Annotated in this window: 25 protein-coding genes; 18 read left to right on the plus strand and 7 right to left on the minus strand. The window is 72.0% G+C overall.

Features of this window, described 5'->3' with window-relative positions:
- The 12 genes from glyA to AC51EU_RS11135 all read left to right on the plus strand — a co-directional run.
- The coding region (glyA, locus tag AC51EU_RS11080; RefSeq protein WP_496266641.1) for a serine hydroxymethyltransferase at positions 1-1,241 on the plus strand (1,241 nt) is incomplete at its 5' end.
- Positions 1,242-1,340: 99 nt separating this feature from the next.
- Positions 1,341-2,708 (plus strand): MraY family glycosyltransferase, encoded by a 1,368-nt coding sequence (locus AC51EU_RS11085; protein ID WP_496266642.1) that lies wholly within the window; start codon positions 1,341-1,343, stop codon positions 2,706-2,708.
- Between the two features lie 289 nt (positions 2,709-2,997).
- A complete protein-coding gene (locus AC51EU_RS11090; protein WP_496266643.1) occupies positions 2,998-3,435 on the plus strand; it encodes a Cg1360 family ATP-synthase-associated protein in 438 nt (145 codons plus the stop codon).
- Between the two features lie 279 nt (positions 3,436-3,714).
- Complete coding sequence (atpB, locus tag AC51EU_RS11095) at positions 3,715-4,512, plus strand: F0F1 ATP synthase subunit A (RefSeq protein ID WP_496266663.1); 798 nt, start codon at positions 3,715-3,717, stop codon at positions 4,510-4,512.
- Between the two features lie 76 nt (positions 4,513-4,588).
- Entirely contained in the window at positions 4,589-4,831 is a 243-nt protein-coding gene (atpE, locus tag AC51EU_RS11100) for an ATP synthase F0 subunit C (RefSeq protein WP_030280712.1), read from the plus strand.
- 46 nt (positions 4,832-4,877) lie between these two features.
- On the plus strand, positions 4,878-5,438 hold the full coding sequence (locus tag AC51EU_RS11105) for a F0F1 ATP synthase subunit B (RefSeq protein WP_496266664.1): 561 nt from the start codon (positions 4,878-4,880) through the stop codon (positions 5,436-5,438).
- A complete protein-coding gene (locus AC51EU_RS11110; protein WP_496266645.1) occupies positions 5,435-6,250 on the plus strand; it encodes a F0F1 ATP synthase subunit delta in 816 nt (271 codons plus the stop codon). The genes AC51EU_RS11105 and AC51EU_RS11110 overlap by 4 nt, the downstream gene beginning before the upstream one ends.
- 206 nt (positions 6,251-6,456) lie before the next feature.
- Positions 6,457-8,049: a F0F1 ATP synthase subunit alpha gene (atpA, locus tag AC51EU_RS11115; protein WP_496266646.1), complete on the plus strand. Its 1,593-nt coding sequence runs from the start codon at positions 6,457-6,459 to the stop codon at positions 8,047-8,049.
- A 20-nt stretch (positions 8,050-8,069) separates the two neighbouring features.
- Positions 8,070-8,987 (plus strand): F0F1 ATP synthase subunit gamma, encoded by a 918-nt coding sequence (locus AC51EU_RS11120; RefSeq protein ID WP_496266647.1) that lies wholly within the window; start codon positions 8,070-8,072, stop codon positions 8,985-8,987.
- 5 nt (positions 8,988-8,992) lie between these two features.
- A complete protein-coding gene (atpD, locus tag AC51EU_RS11125) occupies positions 8,993-10,447 on the plus strand; it encodes a F0F1 ATP synthase subunit beta (RefSeq protein ID WP_496266648.1) in 1,455 nt (484 codons plus the stop codon).
- Between the two features lie 110 nt (positions 10,448-10,557).
- Complete coding sequence (locus tag AC51EU_RS11130; RefSeq protein WP_136742616.1) at positions 10,558-10,941, plus strand: F0F1 ATP synthase subunit epsilon; 384 nt, start codon at positions 10,558-10,560, stop codon at positions 10,939-10,941.
- A gap of 148 nt (positions 10,942-11,089) precedes the next feature.
- Entirely contained in the window at positions 11,090-11,548 is a 459-nt protein-coding gene (locus tag AC51EU_RS11135) for a DUF2550 domain-containing protein (RefSeq protein ID WP_496266649.1), read from the plus strand.
- Positions 11,549-11,564: 16 nt separating this feature from the next.
- Here the strand turns inward: AC51EU_RS11135 and AC51EU_RS11140 are convergent, their stop codons facing one another.
- Together AC51EU_RS11140 and AC51EU_RS11145 are read right to left on the minus strand one after the other, a co-directional pair.
- Positions 11,565-12,224 (minus strand): response regulator, encoded by a 660-nt coding sequence (locus AC51EU_RS11140; RefSeq protein ID WP_496266650.1) that lies wholly within the window; start codon positions 12,222-12,224, stop codon positions 11,565-11,567.
- Positions 12,221-13,441, minus strand: a complete 1,221-nt coding sequence (locus AC51EU_RS11145; protein ID WP_496266651.1) for a sensor histidine kinase — start codon at positions 13,439-13,441, stop codon at positions 12,221-12,223. The genes AC51EU_RS11140 and AC51EU_RS11145 overlap by 4 nt, the downstream gene beginning before the upstream one ends.
- Positions 13,442-13,597: 156 nt before the next feature.
- Between AC51EU_RS11145 and AC51EU_RS11150 the strand changes: the two genes are divergently transcribed.
- The gene (locus tag AC51EU_RS11150) at positions 13,598-14,167 is read left to right on the plus strand and encodes a hypothetical protein (protein WP_496266652.1); all 570 of its coding nucleotides are present in this window, start codon (positions 13,598-13,600) and stop codon (positions 14,165-14,167) included.
- Positions 14,168-14,180: 13 nt separating this feature from the next.
- Here the strand turns inward: AC51EU_RS11150 and AC51EU_RS11155 are convergent, their stop codons facing one another.
- Both AC51EU_RS11155 and AC51EU_RS11160 read right to left on the minus strand, forming a co-directional pair.
- On the minus strand, positions 14,181-14,753 hold the full coding sequence (locus AC51EU_RS11155) for a cob(I)yrinic acid a,c-diamide adenosyltransferase (protein ID WP_496266653.1): 573 nt from the start codon (positions 14,751-14,753) through the stop codon (positions 14,181-14,183).
- Positions 14,754-14,762: 9 nt separating this feature from the next.
- Entirely contained in the window at positions 14,763-14,957 is a 195-nt protein-coding gene (locus AC51EU_RS11160; RefSeq protein WP_496266654.1) for a hypothetical protein, read from the minus strand.
- 256 nt (positions 14,958-15,213) lie between these two features.
- On the opposite strand from AC51EU_RS11160, the gene AC51EU_RS11165 reads away from it, so the two are divergent.
- The 3 genes from AC51EU_RS11165 to AC51EU_RS11175 all read left to right on the plus strand — a co-directional run bounded on the left by AC51EU_RS11165 (position 15,214) and on the right by AC51EU_RS11175 (position 19,199).
- Complete coding sequence (locus tag AC51EU_RS11165) at positions 15,214-16,062, plus strand: 3-hydroxyacyl-CoA dehydrogenase family protein (RefSeq protein ID WP_496266655.1); 849 nt, start codon at positions 15,214-15,216, stop codon at positions 16,060-16,062.
- Between the two features lie 147 nt (positions 16,063-16,209).
- Complete coding sequence (locus tag AC51EU_RS11170) at positions 16,210-16,533, plus strand: STAS domain-containing protein (protein WP_496266656.1); 324 nt, start codon at positions 16,210-16,212, stop codon at positions 16,531-16,533.
- A 293-nt stretch (positions 16,534-16,826) separates the two neighbouring features.
- On the plus strand, positions 16,827-19,199 hold the full coding sequence (locus tag AC51EU_RS11175) for an ATP-binding protein (protein WP_496266657.1): 2,373 nt from the start codon (positions 16,827-16,829) through the stop codon (positions 19,197-19,199).
- Positions 19,200-19,315: 116 nt separating this feature from the next.
- On the opposite strand, the gene nucS is transcribed toward AC51EU_RS11175, so the two are convergent.
- Positions 19,316-19,978, minus strand: coding sequence for an endonuclease NucS (gene nucS / locus AC51EU_RS11180; protein ID WP_496266658.1), 663 nt, complete (start codon positions 19,976-19,978; stop codon positions 19,316-19,318).
- Positions 19,979-20,194: 216 nt separating this feature from the next.
- Between nucS and AC51EU_RS11185 the strand changes: the two genes are divergently transcribed.
- The gene (locus AC51EU_RS11185) at positions 20,195-20,587 is read left to right on the plus strand and encodes an SCO5389 family protein (protein ID WP_496266659.1); all 393 of its coding nucleotides are present in this window, start codon (positions 20,195-20,197) and stop codon (positions 20,585-20,587) included.
- Between the two features lie 141 nt (positions 20,588-20,728).
- On the opposite strand, the gene AC51EU_RS11190 is transcribed toward AC51EU_RS11185, so the two are convergent.
- Entirely contained in the window at positions 20,729-21,778 is a 1,050-nt protein-coding gene (locus tag AC51EU_RS11190) for an LLM class flavin-dependent oxidoreductase (protein ID WP_496266660.1), read from the minus strand.
- Positions 21,779-21,966: 188 nt separating this feature from the next.
- Between AC51EU_RS11190 and AC51EU_RS11195 the strand changes: the two genes are divergently transcribed.
- A complete protein-coding gene (locus tag AC51EU_RS11195) occupies positions 21,967-22,284 on the plus strand; it encodes an Rv1322 family protein (protein WP_496266661.1) in 318 nt (105 codons plus the stop codon).
- Between the two features lie 63 nt (positions 22,285-22,347).
- Here the strand turns inward: AC51EU_RS11195 and AC51EU_RS11200 are convergent.
- Positions 22,348-23,411, minus strand: a 1,064-nt coding sequence (locus AC51EU_RS11200; protein ID WP_496266662.1) for an ABC transporter permease, incomplete at its 5' end; no start/stop codon positions are given.

Consider the following 23,411-nt stretch of genomic DNA (forward strand, 5'->3'; position numbering starts at 1 on the left):
GCGGCCCCGACTTCGGCGCCCTCCCCGCACACGACCCGGAGATCGCCGGGGTGGTCCTCGGCGAGAGCGCCCGGCAGGGCGACTGCCTCCAGCTGATCGCCGCGGAGAACTTCGCCTCGCCCGCCGTCCTCGCCGCCCTCGGCTCCCCCCTGGGCAACAAGTACGCCGAGGGCTACCCCGGCGCCCGGCACCACGGCGGCTGCGAGATCGTCGACCTCGCCGAGCGGATCGCCCAGGAACGCGCCACGGCCCTTTTCGGTGCCGATCACGCCAATGTGCAGCCCCACTCCGGGTCCTCGGCCGTGCTGGCCGCCTACGCCGCCCTGCTGCGCCCCGGGGACGCCGTCCTGGCCATGTCCCTCCCGCACGGCGGACACCTCACCCACGGCTCCCCGGCGAACTTCTCCGGCCGCTGGTTCGACTTCACCGGCTACGGCGTCGACGAGCACACCGGCCTCGTCGACCTCGACGCGGTGCGTGCCCTGGCCCGCGCCCACCGCCCCCGTGCCCTCGTCTGCGGCTCCATCTCCTACCCCCGCCACCTCGACTACGCCGCCTTCCGCGACATCGCCGACGAGGTCGGCGCCTACCTGATCGCCGACGTCGCGCACCCGATGGGGCTGATCGCCGGGGGAGCGGCCCCCAGCCCCGTGCCGTACGCCGACGTCGTGTGCGCCACCACCCACAAGGTGCTGCGCGGGCCGCGCGGCGGAATGATCCTGTGCGGGCGGCGGCTCGCCGAGCGCATCGACCGGGCGGTGTTCCCGTTCAGCCAGGGCGGCGCCCAGATGAACGCCGTCGCCGCCAAGGCCGTCGCCTTCCGCGAGGCGTCCGGCCCGGACTTCGCCCGGTACGCGCACACGGTGACGGCAAACGCCAGGGTCCTGGCCGCCGCCCTCGCCGGACAGGGCCTGCGGATCACCACCGGCGGCACCGACACCCACCTGATCACCGCGGACACCGCGCCCCTGGGACTGGACGCCGCCACCGCGCGCGGCCGGCTCGCCGCCGCCGGGATCGTGCTGGACACCTGCGCCCTGCCGTGCCCGGACGCGCCCGCCCCGCGCCGCAGTGGCCTGCGGCTGGGCAGCGCCGCGGTGACCACCCAGGGCATGGGGGAGGCGGAGATGGCGGAGGTCGCGGAGCTGATCGGGGCGGCGCTGCGCGGGAAGGACGCGGGCGTGCGGAGACGGACCGCGGCATTGGTCCGTCGTTTTCCGCCTTATCCCGATCACGGGTGAGCACCGCAACCACTCCGGCGGGTGGCGCGTCCTCCCCGGTGTTCACAGGCGGCGGGCGGACACGCTTAGGGTGGGTGGCTGTGATGGCCAGCTATACCGATGGGGCAGCCCGTGCGTGAATACCTGCTGACGCTGTGCGTCACTGCCGCGGTGACCTACCTGCTGACCGGTCCGGTGCGGAAGTTCGCCATCGCGGCCGGTGCGGTGCCGGAGATCCGCGCCCGTGACGTGCACCGCGAGCCGACCCCGCGGCTCGGCGGCATCGCGATGTTCGGCGGGCTGTGCGCGGGACTGCTGGTCTCCTCGCACCTGTTCAACGTCAAGAGCGTCTTCGAGACCAACGAGCCGCGCGCCCTGCTGTCCGGCGCCGCGCTGATCTGGATCCTCGGCGTACTGGACGACAAGTGGGGCGTGGACGCCCTGGTCAAGCTCGGCGGCCAGATGATCGCCGCGGGGGTGATGGTCTTCCAGGGCCTGACGATCCTGTGGATCCCGATCCCGGGTATCGGCACGGTCTCGCTGACGCCGATGCCGCGCACGCTGCTGACCGTCGCACTGGTGGTGATCACCATCAACGCGGTGAACTTCGTCGACGGACTCGACGGCCTGGCCTCCGGCATGGTGTGCATCGCCGCCGGCGCGTTCTTCATGTACGCGTACCGCATGTGGTACGGCTACGGCATCGAGGCGGCGGCGCCCGCGACGCTGTTCTCCGTCGTCCTGATGGGCATGTGCCTGGGCTTCCTGCCGCACAACATGCACCCCGCGCGGATCTTCATGGGCGACTCGGGATCGATGCTGATCGGTCTGGTGCTGGCGGCCGGCGCGGTCTCGGTGACCGGCCAGGTCGACCCGGACCTGCTGGGCCAGAAGGCCGGAAGCGTCCGCGAGGCGACCCATGCGATGGTGCCGGTCTACATCCCGCTGCTGCTGCCGCTGACGGTCATCGCGGTGCCGGTCGCCGACCTCGTCCTGGCGATCGTGCGGCGCACCTGGAAGGGGCAGTCCCCGTTCGCGGCCGACCGCGGCCATCTGCATCACCGCCTGCTGGAGATCGGCCACTCGCACAGCCGGGCCGTCCTGATCATGTACTTCTGGTCGGCGTTGATCGCGTTCGGCGCGGTGGCGTACTCGGTGAACAACGCGAGTGTGTGGATCGTGCTGGGCATCGTCGCGCTGAGCGCGGTCGGTCTGGTGCTGCTCCTGCTGCCGCGGTTCACGCCACGGGCGCCGATGTGGGCGCAGCGGATCGTGCCGCCGCGGTACCGCCGCCGGGTGGTGCCCGCGCAGGCCGCGGGAGAGGGTGTGAAGGCCGATGTGCCGGACGACGGGGCATCGGTGGGACGCACGGGGCAGGGGAGTGCCGCAGAGGCGCGAGAGCCCGTCACGGCGGCTCTGCGCGGTGCCACGGCGATCGGCGACCGGTCACGTTTCGCCGACAACCGGAAGGCGAACAGTCACCGTTGATCCGTCAGGACGCCCCGGTTCGCACCGCGTACGAACCGGGGCGTCCGGCCTTATAGCAGACAAAACACTGCCCGTCAGTGCACCAACGCGCGCATTCACGCTCACGTGTGACAGGTGGCACATCAAGCGAGTAAAGACCTCATCAAATAGTTTGTGATACCGTTCACGAGACCCGGCGACAGAGTCGGAGGTCCGTACTGCGGCGGACCTTTGGCCACATGTTCTTGTCCAGACCGGGTCTAGGCTCGTCCACGACGACACCCACCCCACCCCGTGCCGGAGCGCCGCCATGCAGTCGACTGACGCCCGACTTCTTCTTCATGCCCTCGTACCCACGCTCGCCGCCGGCCTTGTCGCCGTCGGTGTCGGCGCCGCGGTCGCCGGGGGCATGGGAGCGGTCGGCGCCGTCGTCGGTACCCTGCTGGTGGTGCTGGTCATGGGTGCCGGCCTCGTCGTCCTGCAGCAGACCGCGAAGAACCTCCCGCAGTTGTTCCAGATGATGGGCCTTCTGCTCTACACGGTGCAGATCCTTCTCGTCGCCGTCTTCATGCTGGTCTTCCGGGACACCACGCTCTTCGACACCAAGGCATTCGCCTTCACCTTGCTCGGCGCCACCCTCGTGTGGATCGCGGCGCAGACCCGCGGTCACATGAAGGCAAAGATTCTGTATGTGGATCCCGACTCCGCAGAGGCGAAGCAGGCGGGGACGGCGGGGTCGCCGACGTGACACGTAGGGCCGGAATAAAAGCCCGCGCGCGGGCCTGCTATCGTCCGGTGCCAACTGCGGCACAGTTGGCCCAGGCGGTTGAGCGTCCGAGTTCCGCGCGGCGGAACCGGCGGCCCTCGTGGTCGATGCCTGTGATCCGACCCGGCCCCGCGCCGATCCGCCGCCCCCACATCCGCAAGACCAGTCCAGTGCCGCCCCGTGGCTCAACGCCGCGCCGACACAACGAGGTTGCCGTACCCATGCGCCACGCTGAAGGAGCCCGCGGTGAGTGCTGAAACGATGCTCGCCTTCGACACGGAGTGCCACCTCTTCATCCCGGGGTGTGGCTTCGAGGCCCCGGGCCTTCATTCCTTCGTCTTTGAACCGCTCTTCACCATCGGCGGCTTCAATTTCAACAAGCCGATGCTGCTGGCTCTGCTGAGCACGGTCGTCGTGGTGTGGTTCTTCTGGGCCGCCTTCGGCCGTGCCAAGGTCGTACCGGGCAAGCTCCAGATGGTCGCTGAGGCGGGCTACGACTTCGTGCGCCGCGGGCTCGTGTACGACGCGCTCGGCAAGAAGGAGGGCGAGAAGTACGTCCCCTTCATGGTCGCGCTGTTCTTCTTCGTGTGGATCATGAACATCTGGTCGATCATTCCGGTCGCCCAGTTCCCGGTGACGTCGATCATCGCCTTCCCGGCGGGTCTGGCCCTTCTGGTCTGGCTCCTGTGGGTGGGTCTGACCTTCAAGAAGCACGGCTTCGTCGGCGCCCTCAAGAACTTCTCCGGCTACGACAAGTCGCTCGGCTGGGTTCTCCCGCTGCTGATGGTCATCGAGCTGCTCTCGAACCTGATCATCCGGCCCTTCACCCACGCGGTGCGACTCTTCGCGAACATGTTCGCGGGTCACATGCTCATCGTGATGTTCACCATCGCCAGCTTCTACCTGGCGAACGGCGTCGGCTTCGTCTACGCGGGCGCCTCCTTCGTGATGACCATCGTGATGACCGCCTTCGAGCTGTTCATCCAGGCCGTCCAGGCGTACGTCTTCGTCCTCCTGGCCTGCAACTACGTGCAGGGCGCGCTCGCCGAGCACCACTGAGCACCCCGCCTCCCCCAACCCACGGACGTCCGGTGGCCAACCCCCACCGGTACTTGAAAGAGAAGGAAGAACCGGCATGTCCGCTCTCCAGACCCTCGCCTCCGCAGACGCGTTCACCGGCAGCGCCAGCGCGATCGGTTACGGCCTGGCCGCCATCGGCCCCGGCGTCGGCGTCGGCATCATCTTCGGTAACGGCACCCAGGCCCTGGCCCGCCAGCCCGAGGCCGCGGGCCTGATCCGCACCAACCAGATCATGGGTTTCGCCTTCTGCGAGGCGCTCGCCCTCATCGGCATCGTCATGGGCTTCGTCTTCAAGTAAACCGAAGCCCCATCGACGACCCTAGACGGAAGGCATTGACGTGACCCTGGTCAGCCTGGCGAGTGAGGTCGAGGTTCCCGAGAACCCCCTCGTCCCGCCGATCCCAGAGCTTGTCATCGGCCTGATCGCCTTCTTCATCGTCTTCGGCATCCTCGCCAAGAAGCTCCTCCCGAACATCAACAAGGTTCTGGACGAGCGCCGCGAGAAGATCGAAGGCGGCATGGAGAAGGCGGAGGCCGCCCAGGCCGAGGCCCAGCAGGTCCTGGAGGACTACCGGGCCCAGCTCGCCGACGCCCGCCACGAGGCCGCGCGACTGCGCCAGGAGGCGCAGGAGCAGGGCGCGACCCTCATCGCCGAGATGCGCGCTGAGGGCCAGCGGCAGCGTGAGGAGATCATCGCTGCCGGTCACGCCCAGATCGAGGCCGACCGCAAGCAGGCCGCGCTGGCGCTGCGCCAGGACGTGGGCAAGCTCGCCACCGACCTGGCCGGCAAGCTCGTCGGCGAGTCCCTTGAGGACCACGCCCGGCAGAGCCGGACCATCGACCGCTTCCTCGACGAGCTTGAGGCCAAGGCGGCGGACACGACGAAGGCTGAGGCCGGCCGATGAACGGAGCGAGCCGCGAGGCACTCGCCTCCGCACGCGAGCAGCTCGACGCGCTGACGGACAACACCTCCGTCGACGCGGCGGTGCTCGCCGAGGAGCTGGCTGCCGTCACCGCTCTGCTCGACCGCGAGGTCTCGCTGCGTCGGGTCCTCACCGACCCGGCGCAGTCCGGCGAGGCGCGGGCCGAGCTGGCCGGCCGGCTGCTCGGCGGCAAGGTCGGCGGCCCGACCACCGACCTGGTCCGCGGTATGGTCCGCTCCCGCTGGTCGCGCTCGCGCGAGCTGGCGGACGCGATGGAGGAGCTGTCCTACAGCGCCGACCTCGTCGCGGCGCAGCGGGACGGCCGGCTCGACGACGTCGAGGACGAGCTGTTCCGGTTCGGCCGGATCATCGCCTCGAACGGCGAGCTGCGCCGCGCGCTGAGCGACCGCGAGGCGACGGTGGCGGCCAAGACCGAGCTGCTGCGGTCGCTGCTGGGCGGCCGCGCCGACGAGGTCACCACCCGGCTCGTGGTCCGGCTCGTCGCACATCCGCGGGGCCGTAGCCTGGAAGCAGGGATCGACGCCCTCAGCAAGCTGGCCGCGCAGCGCCGGGGCCGGCTGGTCGCGATCGTCACCTCCGCGGTGCCGCTCGACGACCGTCAGCGCGAGCGTCTCGGTGCCGCGCTGACGCGGACGTACGGTCGGCAGGTCCACCTGAACCTCGACGTGGACCCCGAGGTCCTCGGCGGTGTGCAGGTGCGGATCGGCGACGAGGTCATCAACGGGACCATCGCGGAGCGCGTCGACGAGGCGTCGCGGCGGATGGCCGGCTGACCACCACCAACTCAAGAGCTGCACACCCGGCGGCCGGGCACCGGACCGGCCGGACCCCACGGTCCGGCTGCGGTCCGGAGACCGTCTCCGGTGACACAGCACAAGCAGGACGGCGGCCCGAGTTGGGCCGTAAGCGGAAACCCCCTGGGGACGACCCCAGGCACCGCACGTAACTTCGGGCCCAACAAGGAGAGCAGGGAACCCAGATGGCGGAGCTCACGATCCGGCCGGAGGAGATCCGGGACGCGCTGGAGAACTTCGTCCAGGCGTACAAGCCGGACGCGGCCTCGCGCGAGGAGGTCGGCACGGTCAGCGAGGCCGGAGACGGCATCGCGAAGGTCGAGGGCCTTCCCTCGGCGATGGCGAACGAACTGCTGAAGTTCGAGGACGGAACCCTCGGTCTCGCGCTGAACCTGGAGGAGCGCGAGATCGGTGCGGTCGTCCTCGGTGAGTTCAGCGGCATCGAGGAGGGCCAGTCGGTGCAGCGCACCGGCGAGGTGCTCTCGGTGGCCGTGGGCGAGGGCTACCTCGGCCGCGTGGTCGACCCGCTGGGCAACCCGATCGACGGTCTCGGCGAGATCGAGTCCGAGGGCCGGCGCGCCCTGGAGCTTCAGGCTCCCGGCGTCATGGTCCGTAAGTCCGTCCACGAGCCGATGCAGACCGGCTACAAGGCCGTCGACTCGATGGTGCCGATCGGCCGCGGCCAGCGTCAGCTGATCATCGGTGACCGCCAGACCGGCAAGACCGCCCTGGCCGTCGACACGATCATCAACCAGCGCGACAACTGGCGCTCGGGCGACCCGAAGAAGCAGGTCCGCTGCATCTACGTCGCCATCGGCCAGAAGGGCTCCACCATCGCGTCCGTGCGCGGCGCGCTGGAGGAGGCCGGTGCCCTGGAGTACACCACCATCGTCGCCGCCCCGGCGTCCGACCCGGCGGGCTTCAAGTACCTGGCGCCCTACACCGGCTCGGCCATCGGCCAGCACTGGATGTACCAGGGCAAGCACGTCCTGATCGTCTTCGACGACCTCTCGAAGCAGGCCGACGCCTACCGCGCCGTGTCCCTGCTGCTGCGCCGCCCGCCGGGCCGTGAGGCGTACCCGGGCGACGTCTTCTACCTGCACTCGCGGCTGCTGGAGCGCTGCGCCAAGCTCTCCGACGAGCTGGGCGCCGGTTCGATGACGGGTCTGCCGATCGTCGAGACCAAGGCGAACGACGTGTCGGCGTTCATCCCGACCAACGTCATCTCCATCACCGACGGCCAGTGCTTCCTGGAGTCGGACCTCTTCAACGCGGGCCAGCGCCCGGCGCTGAACGTCGGTATCTCCGTCTCCCGTGTCGGTGGCTCGGCCCAGCACAAGGCGATGAAGCAGGTCTCCGGCCGTCTGCGTGTCGACCTCGCCCAGTTCCGCGAGCTGGAGGCGTTCGCCGCCTTCGGTTCCGACCTGGACGCGGCCTCGAAGGCGCAGCTGGAGCGCGGTCGCCGGATGACCGAGCTGCTCAAGCAGGGCCAGTACGCCCCGTACCCGGTCGAGGACCAGGTCGTCTCCATCTGGGCCGGCACCAACGGCAAGATGGACGACGTGCCGGTCGAGGACATCCGCCGCTTCGAGCGGGAGCTCCTGGAGCACCTGCGCCGGGAGAAGAAGGAGCTGCTGACCAGCATCGTCGAGGGCGGCAAGATGTCCGACGACACCATCACGGCGATCTCCGAGGCCGTCGACGGCTTCAAGCAGCAGTTCGAGACCTCGGACGGCAAGCTGCTCGGTGAGGACGCCTCGGGCAGCACCACCAAGTGACGACGGAAGGGACCTGATCCATGGGAGCCTCGCTCCGGGTCTACAAGCGTCGCATCCGCTCCGTCACCGCGACCAAGAAGATCACCAAGGCGATGGAGATGATCGCCGCCTCGCGCGTCGTCAAGGCGCAGCGCCAGGTGGCGGCGTCGACGCCGTACGCGAGTGAACTGACCCGCGCGGTGACGGCGGTTGCCACGGGCTCGAACACGCAGCACCCGCTGACGACCGAGGTGGAGCGTCCGACGCGGGCCGCGCTGCTGCTCATCACGAGCGACCGCGGTCTGGCCGGCGGTTACTCCTCCAACGTCATCAAGGCCGCCGAGCAGCTCACCGAGCGGCTCAAGGCCGAGGGCAAGGAGGTCGACGCCTACATCGTCGGGCGCAAGGGCGTGTCGTACTACGCGTTCCGTGAGCGCAAGGTCACGGAGTCGTGGACCGGCTTCACCGACAGCCCGACGTACGCGGACGCCAAGGCGGTCGCCGCGCCGCTGATCGAGGCGGTCAAGCGGGACACCGCCGAGGGCGGCGTGGACGAGCTCCACATCGTCTTCACCGAGTTCGTGTCGATGATGACGCAGACGGCGCTCGACGACCGGCTGTTGCCGCTGAGCCTCGGCGCGGCGGACGAGGAGGAGGGCGCGGCGAAGGGCGAGATCCTTCCGCTCTTCGACTTCGAGCCGTCGGCGGAGGACGTCCTCGACGCCCTGCTGCCCCGTTACGTCGAGTCGCGGATCTACAACGCACTGCTCCAGGCGGCGGCCTCCAAGCACGCCGCCACCCGCCGTGCGATGAAGTCGGCGACCGACAACGCGGAGGAACTCATCAAGTCGCTCTCGCGGCTTGCGAACGCGGCCCGCCAGGCCGAAATCACCCAGGAAATCAGCGAGATCGTCGGTGGCGCGAGCGCACTGGCCGACGCGACCGCGGGGAGTGACTGACAACTATGACCACCACTGTTGAGCCGACCGCCGCGTCGGGCGTGGCCGCCGGCCGCGTCGCGCGGGTCATCGGCCCGGTCGTCGACGTGGAGTTCCCCGTCGACGCGATGCCGGACATCTACAACGCGCTGCACGTCGACGTCGCCGACCCGGCCGAGCAGGGCAAGACCAAGACCCTGACCCTTGAGGTCGCCCAGCACCTGGGTGAGGGCCTGGTCCGCGCCATCTCGATGCAGCCGACCGACGGCCTGGTCCGCCAGGCCCCCGTCACCGACACCGGCGCCGGTATCACCGTGCCCGTCGGCGACATCACCAAGGGCAAGGTGTTCAACACCCTCGGTGAGATCCTGAACAAGCCCGAGGCGCAGTCCGAGGTCACCGAGCGCTGGCCGATCCACCGCAAGGCCCCGACCTTCGACCAGCTCGAGTCGAAGACCGAGATGTTCGAGACCGGCGTCAAGGTCATCGACCTGCTGACCCCGTACGTCAAGGGCGGCAAGATCGGTCTGTTCGGCGGCGCGGGCGTCGGCAAGACCGTTCTGATCCAGGAAATGATCTACCGCGTGGCGAACAACCACGACGGTGTATCGGTGTTCGCCGGTGTCGGTGAGCGCACCCGTGAGGGCAACGACCTCATCGAGGAGATGACGGACTCCGGCGTCATCGACAAGACCGCGCTGGTCTTCGGCCAGATGGACGAGCCCCCGGGCACCCGTCTGCGGGTCGCCCTGGCCGGTCTGACCATGGCGGAGTACTTCCGCGATGTGCAGAAGCAGGACGTCCTCTTCTTCATCGACAACATCTTCCGCTACACCCAGGCGGGTTCCGAGGTCTCCACGCTGCTCGGCCGTATGCCGTCCGCGGTGGGTTACCAGCCGAACCTGGCGGACGAGATGGGCCTCCTCCAGGAGCGCATCACCTCGACCCGTGGTCACTCGATCACCTCGATGCAGGCGATCTACGTCCCCGCGGACGACCTGACCGACCCGGCGCCGGCGACCACCTTCGCCCACCTGGACGCGACCACCGTTCTGTCACGTCCGATCTCGGAGAAGGGCATCTACCCGGCGGTGGACCCGCTGGACTCGACGTCCCGCATCCTGGACCCGCGGTACATCTCGCAGGACCACTACGACTGCGCCTCGCGCGTCAAGACGATCCTGCAGAAGTACAAGGACCTCCAGGACATCATCGCGATCCTCGGTATCGACGAGCTGGGCGAAGAGGACAAGCTCACCGTCTACCGCGCCCGTCGCATCGAGCGCTTCCTGTCGCAGAACACCCACGTGGCGAAGCAGTTCACCGGTGTCGACGGCTCGGACGTGTCGCTGGACGAGTCGATCGCCGCGTTCAACGCGATCGCGGACGGCGAGTTCGACCACTTCCCGGAGCAGGCGTTCTTCATGTGCGGTGGCCTGGACGACCTCAAGGCCAACGCCAAGAAGCTCGGCGTCTCCTGACCCCGTGCTCCTGGTCCCGGGGGCGGCCCTGGCCGCCCCCGGCCCGCACGCACACTAGTATTTGACCCAGCATCTGCCGTACCCGGCAGGTGGAGACCCGAGGAGCCATCGTGGCTGAGCTGCACGTCGAGTTGGTCGCCGCGGACCGGCAGGTCTGGTCCGGCGAGGCCAGCCTGGTCGTCGCGCGCACCTCGTCGGGCGACATCGGCGTCATGCCCGGACACCAGCCGCTGCTCGGCGTGCTGCAGTCGGGCCCGGTGACGATCCGTACGACCGGCGAGAGCGGGGACGGCACCGTCGTCGCCGCGGTGCACGGCGGCTTCATCTCGTTCGCCGACAACAAGCTGTCTCTGCTCGCGGAGATCGCGGAACTCTCGGACGAGATCGATGTCCAGCGCGCGGAGCGGGCCCTGGAGCGAGCGAAGTCGGAGGCCGACGCGGCCGCCGAGCGTCGCGCCGATGTCCGGCTGCGCGCGGTGACGGGCGTTCACTGAGCACCGTCACCGAAGAGATCGATCCTCAGCCGCGGGCTGCCCGGACCCCTCCGGAGCGGCCCGCGGCTGAGGCGATGCAGGTGCGTTTCCCTTCCCCGCGCCCCGGCGGCGCGGGGGCACCCCCACCGAGGCGAGGAGGTCGGTCGAGATGGTCCTCGCTCTGCTCGTGAGCGGCATCGTCGTACTGCTGGTGCTGCTGGGACTGTTCGTCTTCGGGCTGCGGCGGCGGCTCATCCAGCGTTCCGGCGGGACCTTCGACTGCAGCCTGCGCTGGGGTGTGCCGGAGCCCTCGGAGAGCGGCGACGAGCCCAGCGGCAAGGGCTGGATCTACGGCGTCGCCCGCTACAACGGTGACCGCGTCGAGTGGTTCCGTGTCTTCTCGTACGCGCCCCGGCCCCGCCGAGTGCTGGAACGCTCCGCCATCGAGGTGCTGGAGCGCCGCACCCCCCGGGGCGAGGAGGAGCTGGCGCTGCTCTCCGACACCGTGGTCCTGGCCTGCGGGCACCGCGGCAGTCGGCTGGAGCTGGCGATGAGCGAGGACGCGCTCACCGGCTTCCTGGCCTGGCTGGAGGCCGCGCCCCCCGGACAGCGCGTCAACGTGGCCTGACGGCGGAGGGCCGGGCCTACGGCGCCGGCACCCCCAGCCGCTGCGCCAGCACGGCCGCCTGCACGCGGCTGCGCAGCCCGAGCTTGGCCAGCAGCCTGCTGACATGCGTCTTGGCGGTGGCCTCCGCCATGCCGAGGCGCACCGCGAGTTCCGCGTTCGACAGCCCCTGGCCCAGACATCCCAGCACCTCCCGTTCGCGCCGGGTGAGGGTGTCCAGCGTCGCCGGGTCGGCCGCGTCCTCCTGCGGCGGGGCGCTGCCCGCGAACTCCGCGATCAGCCGGCGGGTCACCGCGGGCGCGATCAGGCCCTCGCCGGACGCCACGGTGCGCACCGCGTCCAGCAGGGTCGCGGCGTCGCTGTCCTTGAGCAGGAAGCCGGCGGCGCCCGCGCGCAGCGCGCCGAAGACATAGGCGTCCAGGTCGAAGGTGGTCAGCACCAGCACATCGGCCAGGCCCTCGGCGACGATCTGCAGGGTGGCGGAAACCCCGTCGAGCCGGGGCATCCGGATGTCCATGAGGACGAGGTCGGGGCGCAGCTCGCGGGCGAGCCGGACGGCCTCCTCGCCGTCCGCGGCCTCCCCGGCGACCTCGATGTCGGGGGCGGAGCCCAGGATGAGGACGAGTCCGGCGCGGACCGCGGACTGGTCCTCGGCGACCAGGACGGTGGTCTTCGTCATCGTGCGGTGTCCTCCTCCTCGGCCGGCAGCGCGGCGCGCACCCGCCATTGTGGTCCGTCCGGTCCGGTGCGCGGACCGGCGTCGAAGTCCCCGCCCAGCAGGGCGATCCGCTCCCGCATCCCGGTCAGCCCGGCGCCGGAGCCCGGCGCGCGCGGGTCGGACCGGTCGGTGTACGGGCTGGTCACGTCCACGGTGAGCGGCCCGCCGGGGGCGTGGGCGAGCCGGACGCGGACCTCGCCGGGCGCGGCGTGCTTGAGGGCGTTGGTCAGCGATTCCTGGACGATGCGGTAGGCGGCCAGTTCGACGGGGACGGGCAGGGTGCCGCGGACGGCGCGTCCGTCGTCGAGGGTGACGGTCAGGCCGCTGGCGGAGCCCTGGGAGCGGGCGTGGCCGACCAGGGCGGTCAGGCCGTCGAGGGTGGGGGCGGTGGCCGGTTCCCCGTCGGTGCCCGGGTCCCGGAGCAGGCCGACCAGGCGGCGCATCTCGGCCAGTCCGCGCACGCTGTTCTCCCGGATGACGCCCAGGGCCCGGCGGGTCGCCTCCGGGTCGTCCAGGGTCTGGGCGGCGGTGGTCTGGATGGCGATGGCCGACAGATGGCCCGCGATGACGTCGTGCAGTTCGCGGGCCATCCGCGCCCGTTCCCCCGCGACCGCCTGCGCCCGGTCCATCTCGGCGAGCAGCGCGGTCTGCTCGGCGCGCAGCCGGGCGGCCTTGGCGGCGTCGCGGTGGTCGCGGACGATCAGACCGGTCCAGGCCGGGCCGATGAGGAGCAGCCCGAGGAGGACGCCGACCAGTAGCGCCCCCGGGTCGCGCAGCAGGGCGGCGAGCGCCAGGGACGTCAGCACGGTGACCAGGACGGAGAGCGGCGGGATGCGGCGGGCCGCCGTGGGGCCTCCGTAGAGCACCGCCGCGTAGACCGCGTCGGTGAACATCAGCACCGTGCTGAGCAACGTGCCCGCGCAGGTGTCCAGGACCAGTGCCGGGGCCGCGACGGCCAGGCCGGCCAAGGGGGCCGTCCGGCGCAGCAGCACCGCCGCGGACATCGCGGCGAGCGCCACCAGCGTCCACCGGGCGGACAGGTCCGCCACTCCCGGGCCGCCGCGCAGGCCCAGGAACCACAGCAGCAGGCCGCCCGCCAGGCCGGCGCCGGCGATGAGGACGTCGGTGCGGTGCGGCCGGGGGCGGGTGGCGGGGGAGGGGCGGTTCACCCTGCCCATCCAACACGGCGCGCCGGGCGGGTTCGTCGGCGCCCGGGACGCCTTCGCGGGCGGGCGGCTGCATCGAAAGTCGCAGTCGGGGATCGTCGCCGGTGAGGAGGTGCGGGGCGGGCGCGACCGGCAGGCTGGAGGGGTCCGGTACGAGAGGGGGGCGCCGTGGTCGTCGCGTTGGTCATCGCTTGTGAGGTCGGCTTCTGGGTGCTGCTGGCCGTCGGTCTCGGGCTGCGGTACCTGGCGCGGATGCCGCGCGCCGGGGCGGCGGTGCTGCTGGTGGAGCCGCTGCTGGAGCTGACGCTGCTGATCGCCACGGCGGTCGATCTGCGCAACGGCGCGGCCGCGGACTGGAAGCACGGTCTGGCGGCCGTCTACCTCGGCTACACCGTCGCCTACGGCCACTACACGATCACCTGGCTCGACGGGCACGCCGCCCACCGGTTCGGCGGCGCCCCGCGCCCGGCCGGGCCGCCGCGCCACGGCATGGCCCGTGCCCGGCACGAGGGGAAGCTGTGGCTGCGGACGGTGCTGGGGGCGGCGGTGGCGGCGGGGCTGCTGCAACTCGCGGTGTGGTACGTCGGCGACGGCCATGTGGAGTCGCTGCGGGACTGGCAGGGCCTGACCCTGAAGGCGGTCGCGATCCACGGTGTCATCGCGCTGAGCTATCTGGTCTGGCCGAAGAAGGCCCCGGAGGAGTCCCGGACGGCGGACGCGGACCGCGTGGCGGGCTGAGACCGCCCGGTGGTCAGCGTTCGCCGCCGGGGACCCAGAGGACGTCGCCCCGCTCCTTGTTCGCCGTACGCGCCAGGATGAACAGGAGGTCGGAGAGGCGGTTGAGGTAGGTCGCGGTGAGCGGGTTCATCGTCTCGCCGTGCTCGTCGAGGGCGGCCCAGGTGGAGCGCTCGGCGCGGCGGACGACCGTGCACGCCTGGTGGAGCAGGGCCGCGCCGGGGGTGCCGCCGGGGAGGATGAAGCTGCGCAGCTTCTCCAGCGGGGCGAGGAAGCGGTCGCAGTCGGCCTCCAGCTTGTCGATGTAGCCCTGCTCCACCCGCAGCGGCGGGTACTTCGGGTTCTCGGCCACCGGCGTGGACAGGTCGGCGCCGACGTCGAAGAGGTCGTTCTGGACGCGGAGCAGCACCGCCTCGACGTCCTCGGGCAGCGCGCCGAGGGCCAGCGCCACGCCGATGGCGGCGTTGGCCTCGTTGGCGTCCGCGTAGGCCGCGATGCGCGAATCGGTCTTGGCGGTGCGGCTCATGTCGCCCAGCGCCGTGGTGCCCTTGTCGCCGGTGCGGGTGTAGATGCGCGTCAGATTCACCATGCGCCGAGACTACGCCGCCGACCTGCGGAAGGCGCGGGCGCACAGGGTGGCGGACAGCACGGCGAGGGCGAGCGCCACCAGGGTGCCGCGGAGCAGGGCGGGGGAGGCGTAGGCACCGGTGTAGGCGGCCCGTACGGCGTCGGCGAGGTAGCGGATCGGCATGACGTGCGGGCGCGCGTCGGGCCACCAGGGTCCCGGCGTCATCTGCGTCATCGGGTTCGGCAGCGGCTGCGGGGCACGGCGAGGGCGTCCGGACGGGACCGGGCCTCTTCCGGGCGACGGGTCCTCAACTACGCCGTACGGGCGGCGCGCTGACGCGGCGGCGGGACCGTCCGCGGTCCGTCGGTGTGATGTCCGTCATGTGAGACGTGACGCGCATCTCTTACCTACCAAACGATCGCTCACGGACGCTAACGTCACCTTGAGAGCCGTCAAATGCACAGGGCGTAAGGGGACAGCAGTGGCAAGGAAGCTCGCCGTCATCGGAGCCGGACTCATGGGGTCGGGCATCGCGCAGGTCTCCGCCCAGGCGGGGTGGGACGTCGTTCTCCGCGATGTGACGGACGCGGCGCTGGACCGAGGCAGGAGCGCGATCGCCGCCTCGTACGACAAGTTCGTCGCCAAGGGGAAGATGGCGGCCGGGGACGCGGAGGAGGCGCTCGGCCGGATCACCACCACGACCGACCTGGACGCCGCCGCCGACGCCGATGTCGTGGTGGAGGCGGTCTTCGAGAAGATCGAGGTCAAGCGGGAGATCTTCCAGACCCTGGACAAGCTGGCCAAGGACGACGCGATCCTGGCCTCCAACACCTCCGCCATCCCGATCACCAAGATCGCCGCCGCCACCTCGCGGCCGGAGCGGGTCGTCGGCACGCACTTCTTCTCGCCGGTGCCGATGATGAAGCTGTGCGAGCTGGTGCGCGGTTACAAGACCAGTGACGAAACCCTCGCCACCGCCCGCGCGTTCGCCGAGTCCGTCGGCAAGACCTGCATCGTCGTCAACCGCGATGTCGCCGGCTTCGTCACCACCCGGCTGATCTCCGCCCTGGTCGTCGAGGCGGCCAAGCTCTACGAGTCGGGCGTCGCCACCGCCGAGGACATCGACATCGCCTGCAAGCTGGGCTTCGGCCACGCCATGGGCCCGCTGGCCACCGCCGACCTCACCGGCGTCGACATCCTGCTGCACGCCACCGACAACATCTACACCGAGTCCCAGGACGAGAAGTTCGCCCCGCCGGAGATCATGCGCCGGATGGTGGACGCGGGGGACATCGGCCGCAAGAGCGGGCAGGGTTTCTACACGCACTGACCGCGCGTCAGGACGGCGACGCCCGGCGCCGTCACTCCAGCGGGCGAATTCGGTATCGGTTCGCTCACAGTCGGCAACTTCGCCGTAGGAGAGGCAGTCAGTTCTGTAGACCTTCAGCACGAGAACCCATCATTTCGGGGAGAGCGTATGCACATCAGGGGCGACCACGTCGAGCTGGTCGTCGAGGGCCGCCTCGACGTCCGCAGCGCGGCGGACGCCCGAACGGCCCTGCACGCCGCCGTCGACGGCGGCCAGGGCGACCTCGTGCTGGACCTGACACGACTGCACTCCTGGGACGCCACCGGGCTCGGCGTGATCATGGGGGCGCACCGCCGCGCGGGCCGGGTGGGCCGGCGGCTCGTCCTGCGCGGGGTGCCGCTCCAGATGCAGCGGCTGCTGGTCGCCACCCGCCTGCACCGCATCCTCGCCATCGAGGGCGGCATCGCCGCGGAGACCCTGCCCCGCGCCTGACCCGGCCCCCGGCGCGGGCCGCCCCCGCCGCGCCCTCGGTATCATCCGCACCGATCGGGCCGTTCCGGACAGTTCCGGGCCCCGGCGGTGCGGCCGTACTTCCCCTCGGACTAAGGTTCGGATGCCCCGTCGTATGCCCGCGCCATGGCGGGCACCGGGCCGGCGCGGCGGCGGGAACACCCCCGGCCGCCGGCCGGCGGAGTACGGACGGCCGGAAAGCAGCCGGAACACCCTCCGCCACCCGGGCGGCAACGCGCGGCGGAGCGGAACAAGCGCATCTGGGGGCTTTGACCATGGACCCGAACACCCACCGGGCGGCCGACGCGTACGACGGGAACGCCGGGGAGGACGCCGCCGCACCGGCACCTTCCGCCGCACCGGACGGCCCAGGGAAGCCCGCCCGCGTCGTCCGCCTCACCTCGGGCGGCTACCTCGTCACCGTCAACCCCGTCGACGGCAGCGAGATAGAGCCCTGCCCGCCCGGAGCGCGCCCGACGGCACCCGCCAAGCTCACCCCCGCCGACCGCGCCGCCCCCCTCGGCGCCCCCGTCCGCGCCGAGGTCCTGGAGGACCGCGCCGAGGAGGTCCGGCGGCTGGTACGGATGCTCGGCGGCGGTCGCTCCGTCCGCGTCACCGGGCCCGCCGGGTCCGGCCGCACCCGGCTGCTCGACGCCGTCGCCGCCGCCTGCGCGGACACCGCCCCCGACGGCGTCGTCCGCCTCTCCGGCCGCCGCCGCACCCCCACCGACGTGCTGTACGCGCTGTTCGCCGCCGTCCACGACACGCCGCACCACCGGCCCGAACGCCCCGAACTGCTCCGGCTCCTCGCCGACGTCGGCGCCATCGTCGTCCTCGACGACCTGGAGTTCGGCGAGCAGGCCCTGGACGAACTGCTCGACGCCACCCCCGAGTGCGCCTTCCTCTTCTCCGCCACCCCCGGCGTCCCCGTCCCCGGCCGCGACAGCCACGTCGAGGAACTGGTGCTCGGCGGGCTCCCGGCCGACGCCTGGCGGCGGACGCTGGAGCGCGCCGCGGACCGGCCGCTCACCGACGCCGAGACCGCCTGGGCCCAGGACCTGCGGCAGACGTCCGACGGGCTGCCGCTGCCGCTCACCCGGGCCGCCGCGCTGCTGCGGCAGCGCGCGGACGGCGGCACGGACACCCCGCTCCCGTCCGCCGGCGACATCGTCCCCCTGCTCGCCGACGGGCTCGACGAGGCCGCCCGCGCCACCCTGCGCCTCGCCGTCGCCCTCGGCGGCGAGGTCCCCGACCAGACGCACCTTCCCGCCCTCACCCAGGACAGCGACGCCGGGGCCGTCCTCGGCGCCCTGCTCGACCGCGGACTGATCACCCCGGCCGGGGACCGCCACCGCCTCGCCACCGGCGTCCTCGACCGGCTCACCGCCGCCGGACACGCCGACGACGCCACCGCCCTCGTCCACGCCGCGGCCCAGCACTACACCTGGTGGGCCGGCCACCCCTCCGTCACCCCCGGGCAGGTCTGTGCCGAGGCGGATGCCGTGCTCGCCGCGACCGGCCACCTCACCGGCAGCCGGGAGAGCGGCCACGCCAACGCCGCCGTGCTGCTCGCCCGCACGGCCGCCCCCGGGTTCGCCGCCGGACTGCACTGGAGTGCTTGGGAGCGTGTCCTGCGCCACGGGCAGGAGGCCGCCCGGCACTCCGGGGAGGTCGCCCAGGAGGCGTACTTCCACCACGAGTTGGGCGTGCTGGCGCTGTGCACCGGCAACGTGGACCGGGCGCGTGCCGAACTGGAGGCGTCCATCGGGCTGCGCGGCGTCCTCTCCGACCGCCGCGGCGCGGTCGCCGGGCGGCGGGCGCTCGCCCTGGTCGCCGACCGCTCCCGGGGCGTGACCCCGGCGCCCGCCGGCAACCCGGACGTCACGGTGACGGTCCCCGCCGGCACACCCGCGGTCAAGGCCCCGCTCTCCGCGACCGAGCAGACGGCGCAGACCGTCGCGGCCCGCGCCGTCACCGCCACCGGCCCGGCCGGGGCCTCCAGCACCGCCGTCACCAGCAGGATTCCCACCGTCAAGGCGCCGGCCAAGGGCGGACGGGCCGCCGCCGGACGCAAGGCGCTCGCCGGGACCCGCCGCAACGCCGTCGCCATCGGCACCGGCGTCCTGCTCGCCGCCGTGCTCGGCACCGTCGTCACCCTCGGCGCCGCCTCGGGAGGCGACGACGAGAACGGCAAGCAGGTCACCACGGAGCAGACCACCGCCCCGGACGACACCACCTCGCCCTCCCCGGAGACCGAGGCCCCCGGCACGGACTCCGCCCCGCCGGTCCACGCCCCGGTGCCCACCGCGCCCGGTACGACGGCGGAGCCTTCCCCGTCCGCCACGGGCTCCGCCACCGGCACCCCGTCCACCGGCCCGGGAACCGGCGAGGGAACCCCGCCGGCCGGCTCCGGCAGCCCCTCCGGGACCACCGGCGAGCCGTCCCACTCCCAGGAGCCCAGTACCCCGGGCCGGCCCACCGACACGGAGGAGCCGGAGGAACCGGGCATCCCGACCGACCCGGAGCCGACGGAGACGACCGAGAAGCCCACGGACAAGCCCAGCGAGGAGAGCCCGTCGCAGACCGCCTCCGGGCCCGGCGCGGGCGGCGCCACCGGGCCCGGCGACGAGGGCACCCCGGTCGTCTGACCGCCGTCCCGCGGAAAGCGAAACGGCCCGGTACGTTCCGGCCACCCCCGCGAGGGGAGCCGGTCACGTACCGGGCCGTACCGTTCGGGCCACCGGCCGAAAACGGTCCGCTCCGGTCAGAACAGCCGCAGCTTGTCGTCCTCGATGCCGCGCAGGCCGTCGTAGTCCAGCACCACGCACCCGATGCCCCGGTCGGTGGCCAGCACCCGCGCCTGCGGCTTGATCTCCTGGGCCGCGAAGATGCCCTTGACCGGCGCCAAGTGCGGGTCACGGTTGAGGAGTTCGAGGTAGCGGGTCAGCTGCTCGACACCGTCGATCTCGCCGCGCCGCTTGATCTCCACGGCGACGGTCCCCCCGTCGGCGTCCCGGCACAGGATGTCCACCGGGCCGATGGCGGTGGGGTATTCACGCCGGATCAGCGCGTACCCCTCGCCGAGGGTTTCGATGCGGTCCGCGAGGAGTTCCTGGAGGTGGGCCTCCACCCCGTCCTTGATCAGACCCGGGTCGACGCCGAGTTCGTGCGAGGAGTCGTGGAGGATCTCCTCCAGCGTGATGATGAGCTTCTCGCCGCCCTTGTTCACCACCGTCCAGACGCTGCCGTCGCCCTCCTTGAGGGTGCACGGCGGGGACATCCAGTTGAGGGGCTTGTAGGCCCGGTCGTCCGCATGGACGGACACGGAACCGTCGGCCTTCACCAGGATGAGACGGGGCGCGGAGGGGAGGTGGGCGGTGAGCCGGCCCACGTAGTCCACGGAGCAGCGGGCGATGACGAGACGCATGGTGCGCCACGCTACTCGACCGGAGGGCGTCGGCGCGATTCGCCCTTGATCGACCCGTTCGGCGGTGGCCGGTTGTCTGTCCAATCTCCTGGTGCGGGCCCCTTGCGCGGCATACCGTTGACGCGGGGGGTCGTGAGACGAACACGCTCCGTCGCGATGCCCCGTGTCCTATCCCTGAGGTCCTGCCCTCCGGCGGGGCCGCGAGAGGAGAACCCCATGTCGCTCGACGTCTCACCGGCCCTCCTCGAACAGGCCGAGCGAGGCGAGGTCGACGAAGCCGCCTTTGTCGACTGCGTCCGGACCTCCCTGCCCTACGCATGGGAGATGATCAGCTCCCTGGTGAACCGTCTGGAGACCGCCGGCGGTGAGTTCGCCGACAACCGGACGCCGCCACCGGACGAGCAGGCGCGCGGCCAGCTGCTGCGCGCGCTGGCGAGTGACGCCATACGCGGGGCGCTGGAACGTCACTTCGGCGTACGCCTCGCCTTCCAGAACTGCCACCGGGTCGCGGTGTTCCCGCGGGGCCCGGTGGCCGACGAGCGCCTGGCGCGCTTCACCTCCGTACGGGGCCAGCTGCTGAACCAGTCGCCCGAACTCCGCGACTGCTGACCGGGGCCGCCGTCGCGGCGCACGGGCACCACAGCCCCGGGCGGTGCCCGGGACCGGTGCGCCGGCGGCGGCGATCCCGGCACTCCCCGGTACGCGGTGCCCGCCGTCCCCGCGTACCGGGGAGTGCCGCGGAAAAGCGGGTCAGCCCCACTGCGACAGCACCTCGGCGCCCAGCCGCCGGATGTTCTCCTCCGTCGCCGCGAGATCGCCCGATCCCTCGGCGAGCAGGGCGTACCGCCGGATGCCGGTGCGCTCCGCCGACGCCGCGAGCCGGTCGGCGCACAGCCGCGGCGGCCCCACCGGGTGCAGCGCGCACAGCAGTTCCGTGTACGCCAGCGGATCGCGCATCGCCCGGTAGCGGCCGTCGACCGTCACATGCGCGGCCAGCCCCTCCCGCAGCCAGCCCGGCATCGCCTTCGTCAGCGTCTCCACCGCGTCCCGGCGGGCGTCGGCGATCTGGACCACCCCGGCCGAGACATGCCCGGCCGCCGCGACCTCGTCGCCGTCCCGGCCGGCCGCGAGCGCGGTGCGCCGCCACAGCGCGACCATCTCCGCCTTCGCCTCGTCGTCGCAGTGCATCCCCAGCAGCATCGGCAGCCCGCGCTCGGCGGCCAGCCGCACCGTGGCGGGGGACGTGCACGCCACCACCACCGGGGGCCCGGAGCATCCGCCGGCCGCCTCGCCCAGCCCGGGCAGCGGCTCGTCGGCCCGTGGCACCACCGCCACCTCGCGGAACGCGTAGCGCGGACCGTCCGCCGCCACCCGGGGCTCGCGCAGCCAGCGCAGCAGCAGGTCCAGCGACTCCGGGAAGCCCCGCTCGTACGCGGCGAGGCCGGTGCCGAACACCTCCAGGTCGATCCAGGGACCGCCCCGGCCGACGCCCAGCGTGAACCGGCCGCCCGACGTCAGGTGCAGCAGCGCCGCCTGCTCGCCCAGCGTCACCGGATGCTGGGTCGGCAGCACGCTCACCGCCGTCCCGACGCCGATCCTGCGGGTGCGCCCCAGGAGCAGCGCGGCCAGCGTCACCGCCGAGGGGCAGACGCCGTACGGCACGAAGTGGTGTTCCGCGAGCCATACGTCGCTCAGCCCGGCGCGGTCGGCGGCCTCCGCCGCCCGCACTGCCCGGTACAGTGCCTCACCCTGTCCCTGGCCCGGGAATTGAGCGGCCAGGATGAAAGCCCCAACGCGCATCGATCTCTGCCTCCTCGCAGCCGACGCGGCCTCCCCTCGCTGGCAATAACGTCTGACACGTGCCAAGGGCACGGCCGTCCGGGGGAATGTGCGGATGATCGCAGGAACCTCGGGGCGGGCCCGTGGCCCGGCCCGGCCGCGTACGCTGGTGACAACCCGTGACCCCGTAGAACCTGCCGAGGTGCCCTGTGTCTCCGCGTCGAAACCGCCAGCGCGGCGGTGCGAAACCCGTCGACCGCACGGGCGGGGACCGCTACGGACTGGAACGCACCGAGGAGTGGCGCGGCGAGGACTGGGTGGTGCGGCACGTCGGCGGCTCCGGGGCCGCCAAACGCTACCGCTGCCCCGGCTGCGACCAGGTGATCCCGCCCGGCGTCCCGCACGTCGTCACCTGGCCGCAGCTCGGCGACGTCGACGACCGCCGCCACTGGCACTCGGCGTGCTGGACCGCGCGCGACCGCCGCGGCGCGCGCGTGACGCGGTCGCGGAACGCCCCCCGGTACTGACGAGCGCGACGGCCCGGGTACCGGTCGTCGCCGGTACCCGGGCCGTCGTGAGGGGCGTACGGGTCAGATGTCGCGCTGGGTGGTCGCCACGCAGGCGCCGGCGAAGACCACGGCGGTGAGGCCCGTCATGATCCACAGCGGGTCCCAGCCGGACGGGCCGGAGGAGCCGGCCATGCCGCTGCTGAACATCACGCCGAGCTGGCTGGGGATCGCGTACTCCAGCAGCCACTGCTGGAGGCCCTTCAGGCTCTCGGCCATCATGAACGGGGCCACGACGAGCGGCAGCAGATAGACGCCGATCATGAGGGTGATGGCGCCCGCGGAGTGGCGCAGCAGTGCGCCGACGGAGAGCGCGAGCAGACCGAACACGGCGCAGAACAGGCTGACGCCCACCGTCGACTTGAACCAGTCACCGGCGGTCGGTGCCATGGCGAGATCACCGATGATCGCGGTGTTCAGGATGCCGACGAGGCCGGTGGTGACCAGGCAGACCACGAAGGCCAGTACGAAGAGGACGATCGCCTTGGCGCCGAGGATGCGCAGCCGGCTCGGGCAGGCGGTCAGCGTGGTCCGGATCAGCCCCGTGCCGTACTCGGAGGAGATGACCAGCACGCCCAGGGTGAGCAGGCAGATCAGGCCCATCATCATGCCGAAGGTGCCGAAGCCCAGCGGCGACATCTCGCCCAGCGACGAGCCGTGCGCGGCGACCGCGGCACCGGCCGCCGCCCCGATGCCCACGACGAGCAGGGCCATCACGCTCAGCGTCCACACCGTCGAACGCACCGAGCGGATCTTCGTCCACTCGGAGGCCAGGGCATGGCCGAGATGCGTCGGGCGCACCGGGATCGACGAGACATAGCCGGCGTTCTGCCCGAAGTGCCCGTTCGGCTGCGGGTGGCCCTGCGGGGGCTCCGGCCGCCGGGGCGGGACCGGGGCGGGGGGCTGGGCCTGGAGGATCATCGTGCCCGCGTCCTTCGCCATGCTGACCGGCGCGGGCGGCTGCGCGTGCGGTGCCTGGGCGGGTGATCCCTGCGGCTGCGGCTGGTGGGGGAGCGGCTGCGCCTGGAGCGTCATGGTGCCGGGCTCCCCGCCGGAGGGCCGCTGCGCCTGGAGCATCATCGTGCCGG

The organism is Candidatus Streptomyces philanthi (assembly GCF_059553635.1).

What these genes read in the sequence shown, in the direction of transcription:
- AC51EU_RS11085 (WP_496266642.1), top strand. Translation starts at nt 1,341, where the DNA reads ATGGGGCAGCCCGTGCGTGAATACCTGCTGACGCTGTGCGTCACTGCC.
- AC51EU_RS11090 (WP_496266643.1), top strand. Translation starts at nt 2,998, where the DNA reads ATGCAGTCGACTGACGCCCGACTTCTTCTTCATGCCCTCGTACCCACG.
- atpB (WP_496266663.1), top strand. Translation starts at nt 3,715, where the DNA reads ATGCTCGCCTTCGACACGGAGTGCCACCTCTTCATCCCGGGGTGTGGC.
- atpE (WP_030280712.1), top strand. Translation starts at nt 4,589, where the DNA reads ATGTCCGCTCTCCAGACCCTCGCCTCCGCAGACGCGTTCACCGGCAGC.
- AC51EU_RS11110 (WP_496266645.1), top strand. Translation starts at nt 5,435, where the DNA reads ATGAACGGAGCGAGCCGCGAGGCACTCGCCTCCGCACGCGAGCAGCTC.
- atpA (WP_496266646.1), top strand. Translation starts at nt 6,457, where the DNA reads ATGGCGGAGCTCACGATCCGGCCGGAGGAGATCCGGGACGCGCTGGAG.
- AC51EU_RS11120 (WP_496266647.1), top strand. Translation starts at nt 8,070, where the DNA reads ATGGGAGCCTCGCTCCGGGTCTACAAGCGTCGCATCCGCTCCGTCACC.
- atpD (WP_496266648.1), top strand. Translation starts at nt 8,993, where the DNA reads ATGACCACCACTGTTGAGCCGACCGCCGCGTCGGGCGTGGCCGCCGGC.
- AC51EU_RS11135 (WP_496266649.1), top strand. Translation starts at nt 11,090, where the DNA reads ATGGTCCTCGCTCTGCTCGTGAGCGGCATCGTCGTACTGCTGGTGCTG.
- AC51EU_RS11140 (WP_496266650.1), bottom strand. Translation starts at nt 12,224, where the DNA reads ATGACGAAGACCACCGTCCTGGTCGCCGAGGACCAGTCCGCGGTCCGC.
- AC51EU_RS11145 (WP_496266651.1), bottom strand. Translation starts at nt 13,441, where the DNA reads ATGGGCAGGGTGAACCGCCCCTCCCCCGCCACCCGCCCCCGGCCGCAC.
- AC51EU_RS11155 (WP_496266653.1), bottom strand. Translation starts at nt 14,753, where the DNA reads ATGGTGAATCTGACGCGCATCTACACCCGCACCGGCGACAAGGGCACC.
- AC51EU_RS11160 (WP_496266654.1), bottom strand. Translation starts at nt 14,957, where the DNA reads ATGACGCCGGGACCCTGGTGGCCCGACGCGCGCCCGCACGTCATGCCG.
- AC51EU_RS11170 (WP_496266656.1), top strand. Translation starts at nt 16,210, where the DNA reads ATGCACATCAGGGGCGACCACGTCGAGCTGGTCGTCGAGGGCCGCCTC.
- AC51EU_RS11175 (WP_496266657.1), top strand. Translation starts at nt 16,827, where the DNA reads ATGGACCCGAACACCCACCGGGCGGCCGACGCGTACGACGGGAACGCC.
- nucS (WP_496266658.1), bottom strand. Translation starts at nt 19,978, where the DNA reads ATGCGTCTCGTCATCGCCCGCTGCTCCGTGGACTACGTGGGCCGGCTC.
- AC51EU_RS11185 (WP_496266659.1), top strand. Translation starts at nt 20,195, where the DNA reads ATGTCGCTCGACGTCTCACCGGCCCTCCTCGAACAGGCCGAGCGAGGC.
- AC51EU_RS11190 (WP_496266660.1), bottom strand. Translation starts at nt 21,778, where the DNA reads ATGCGCGTTGGGGCTTTCATCCTGGCCGCTCAATTCCCGGGCCAGGGA.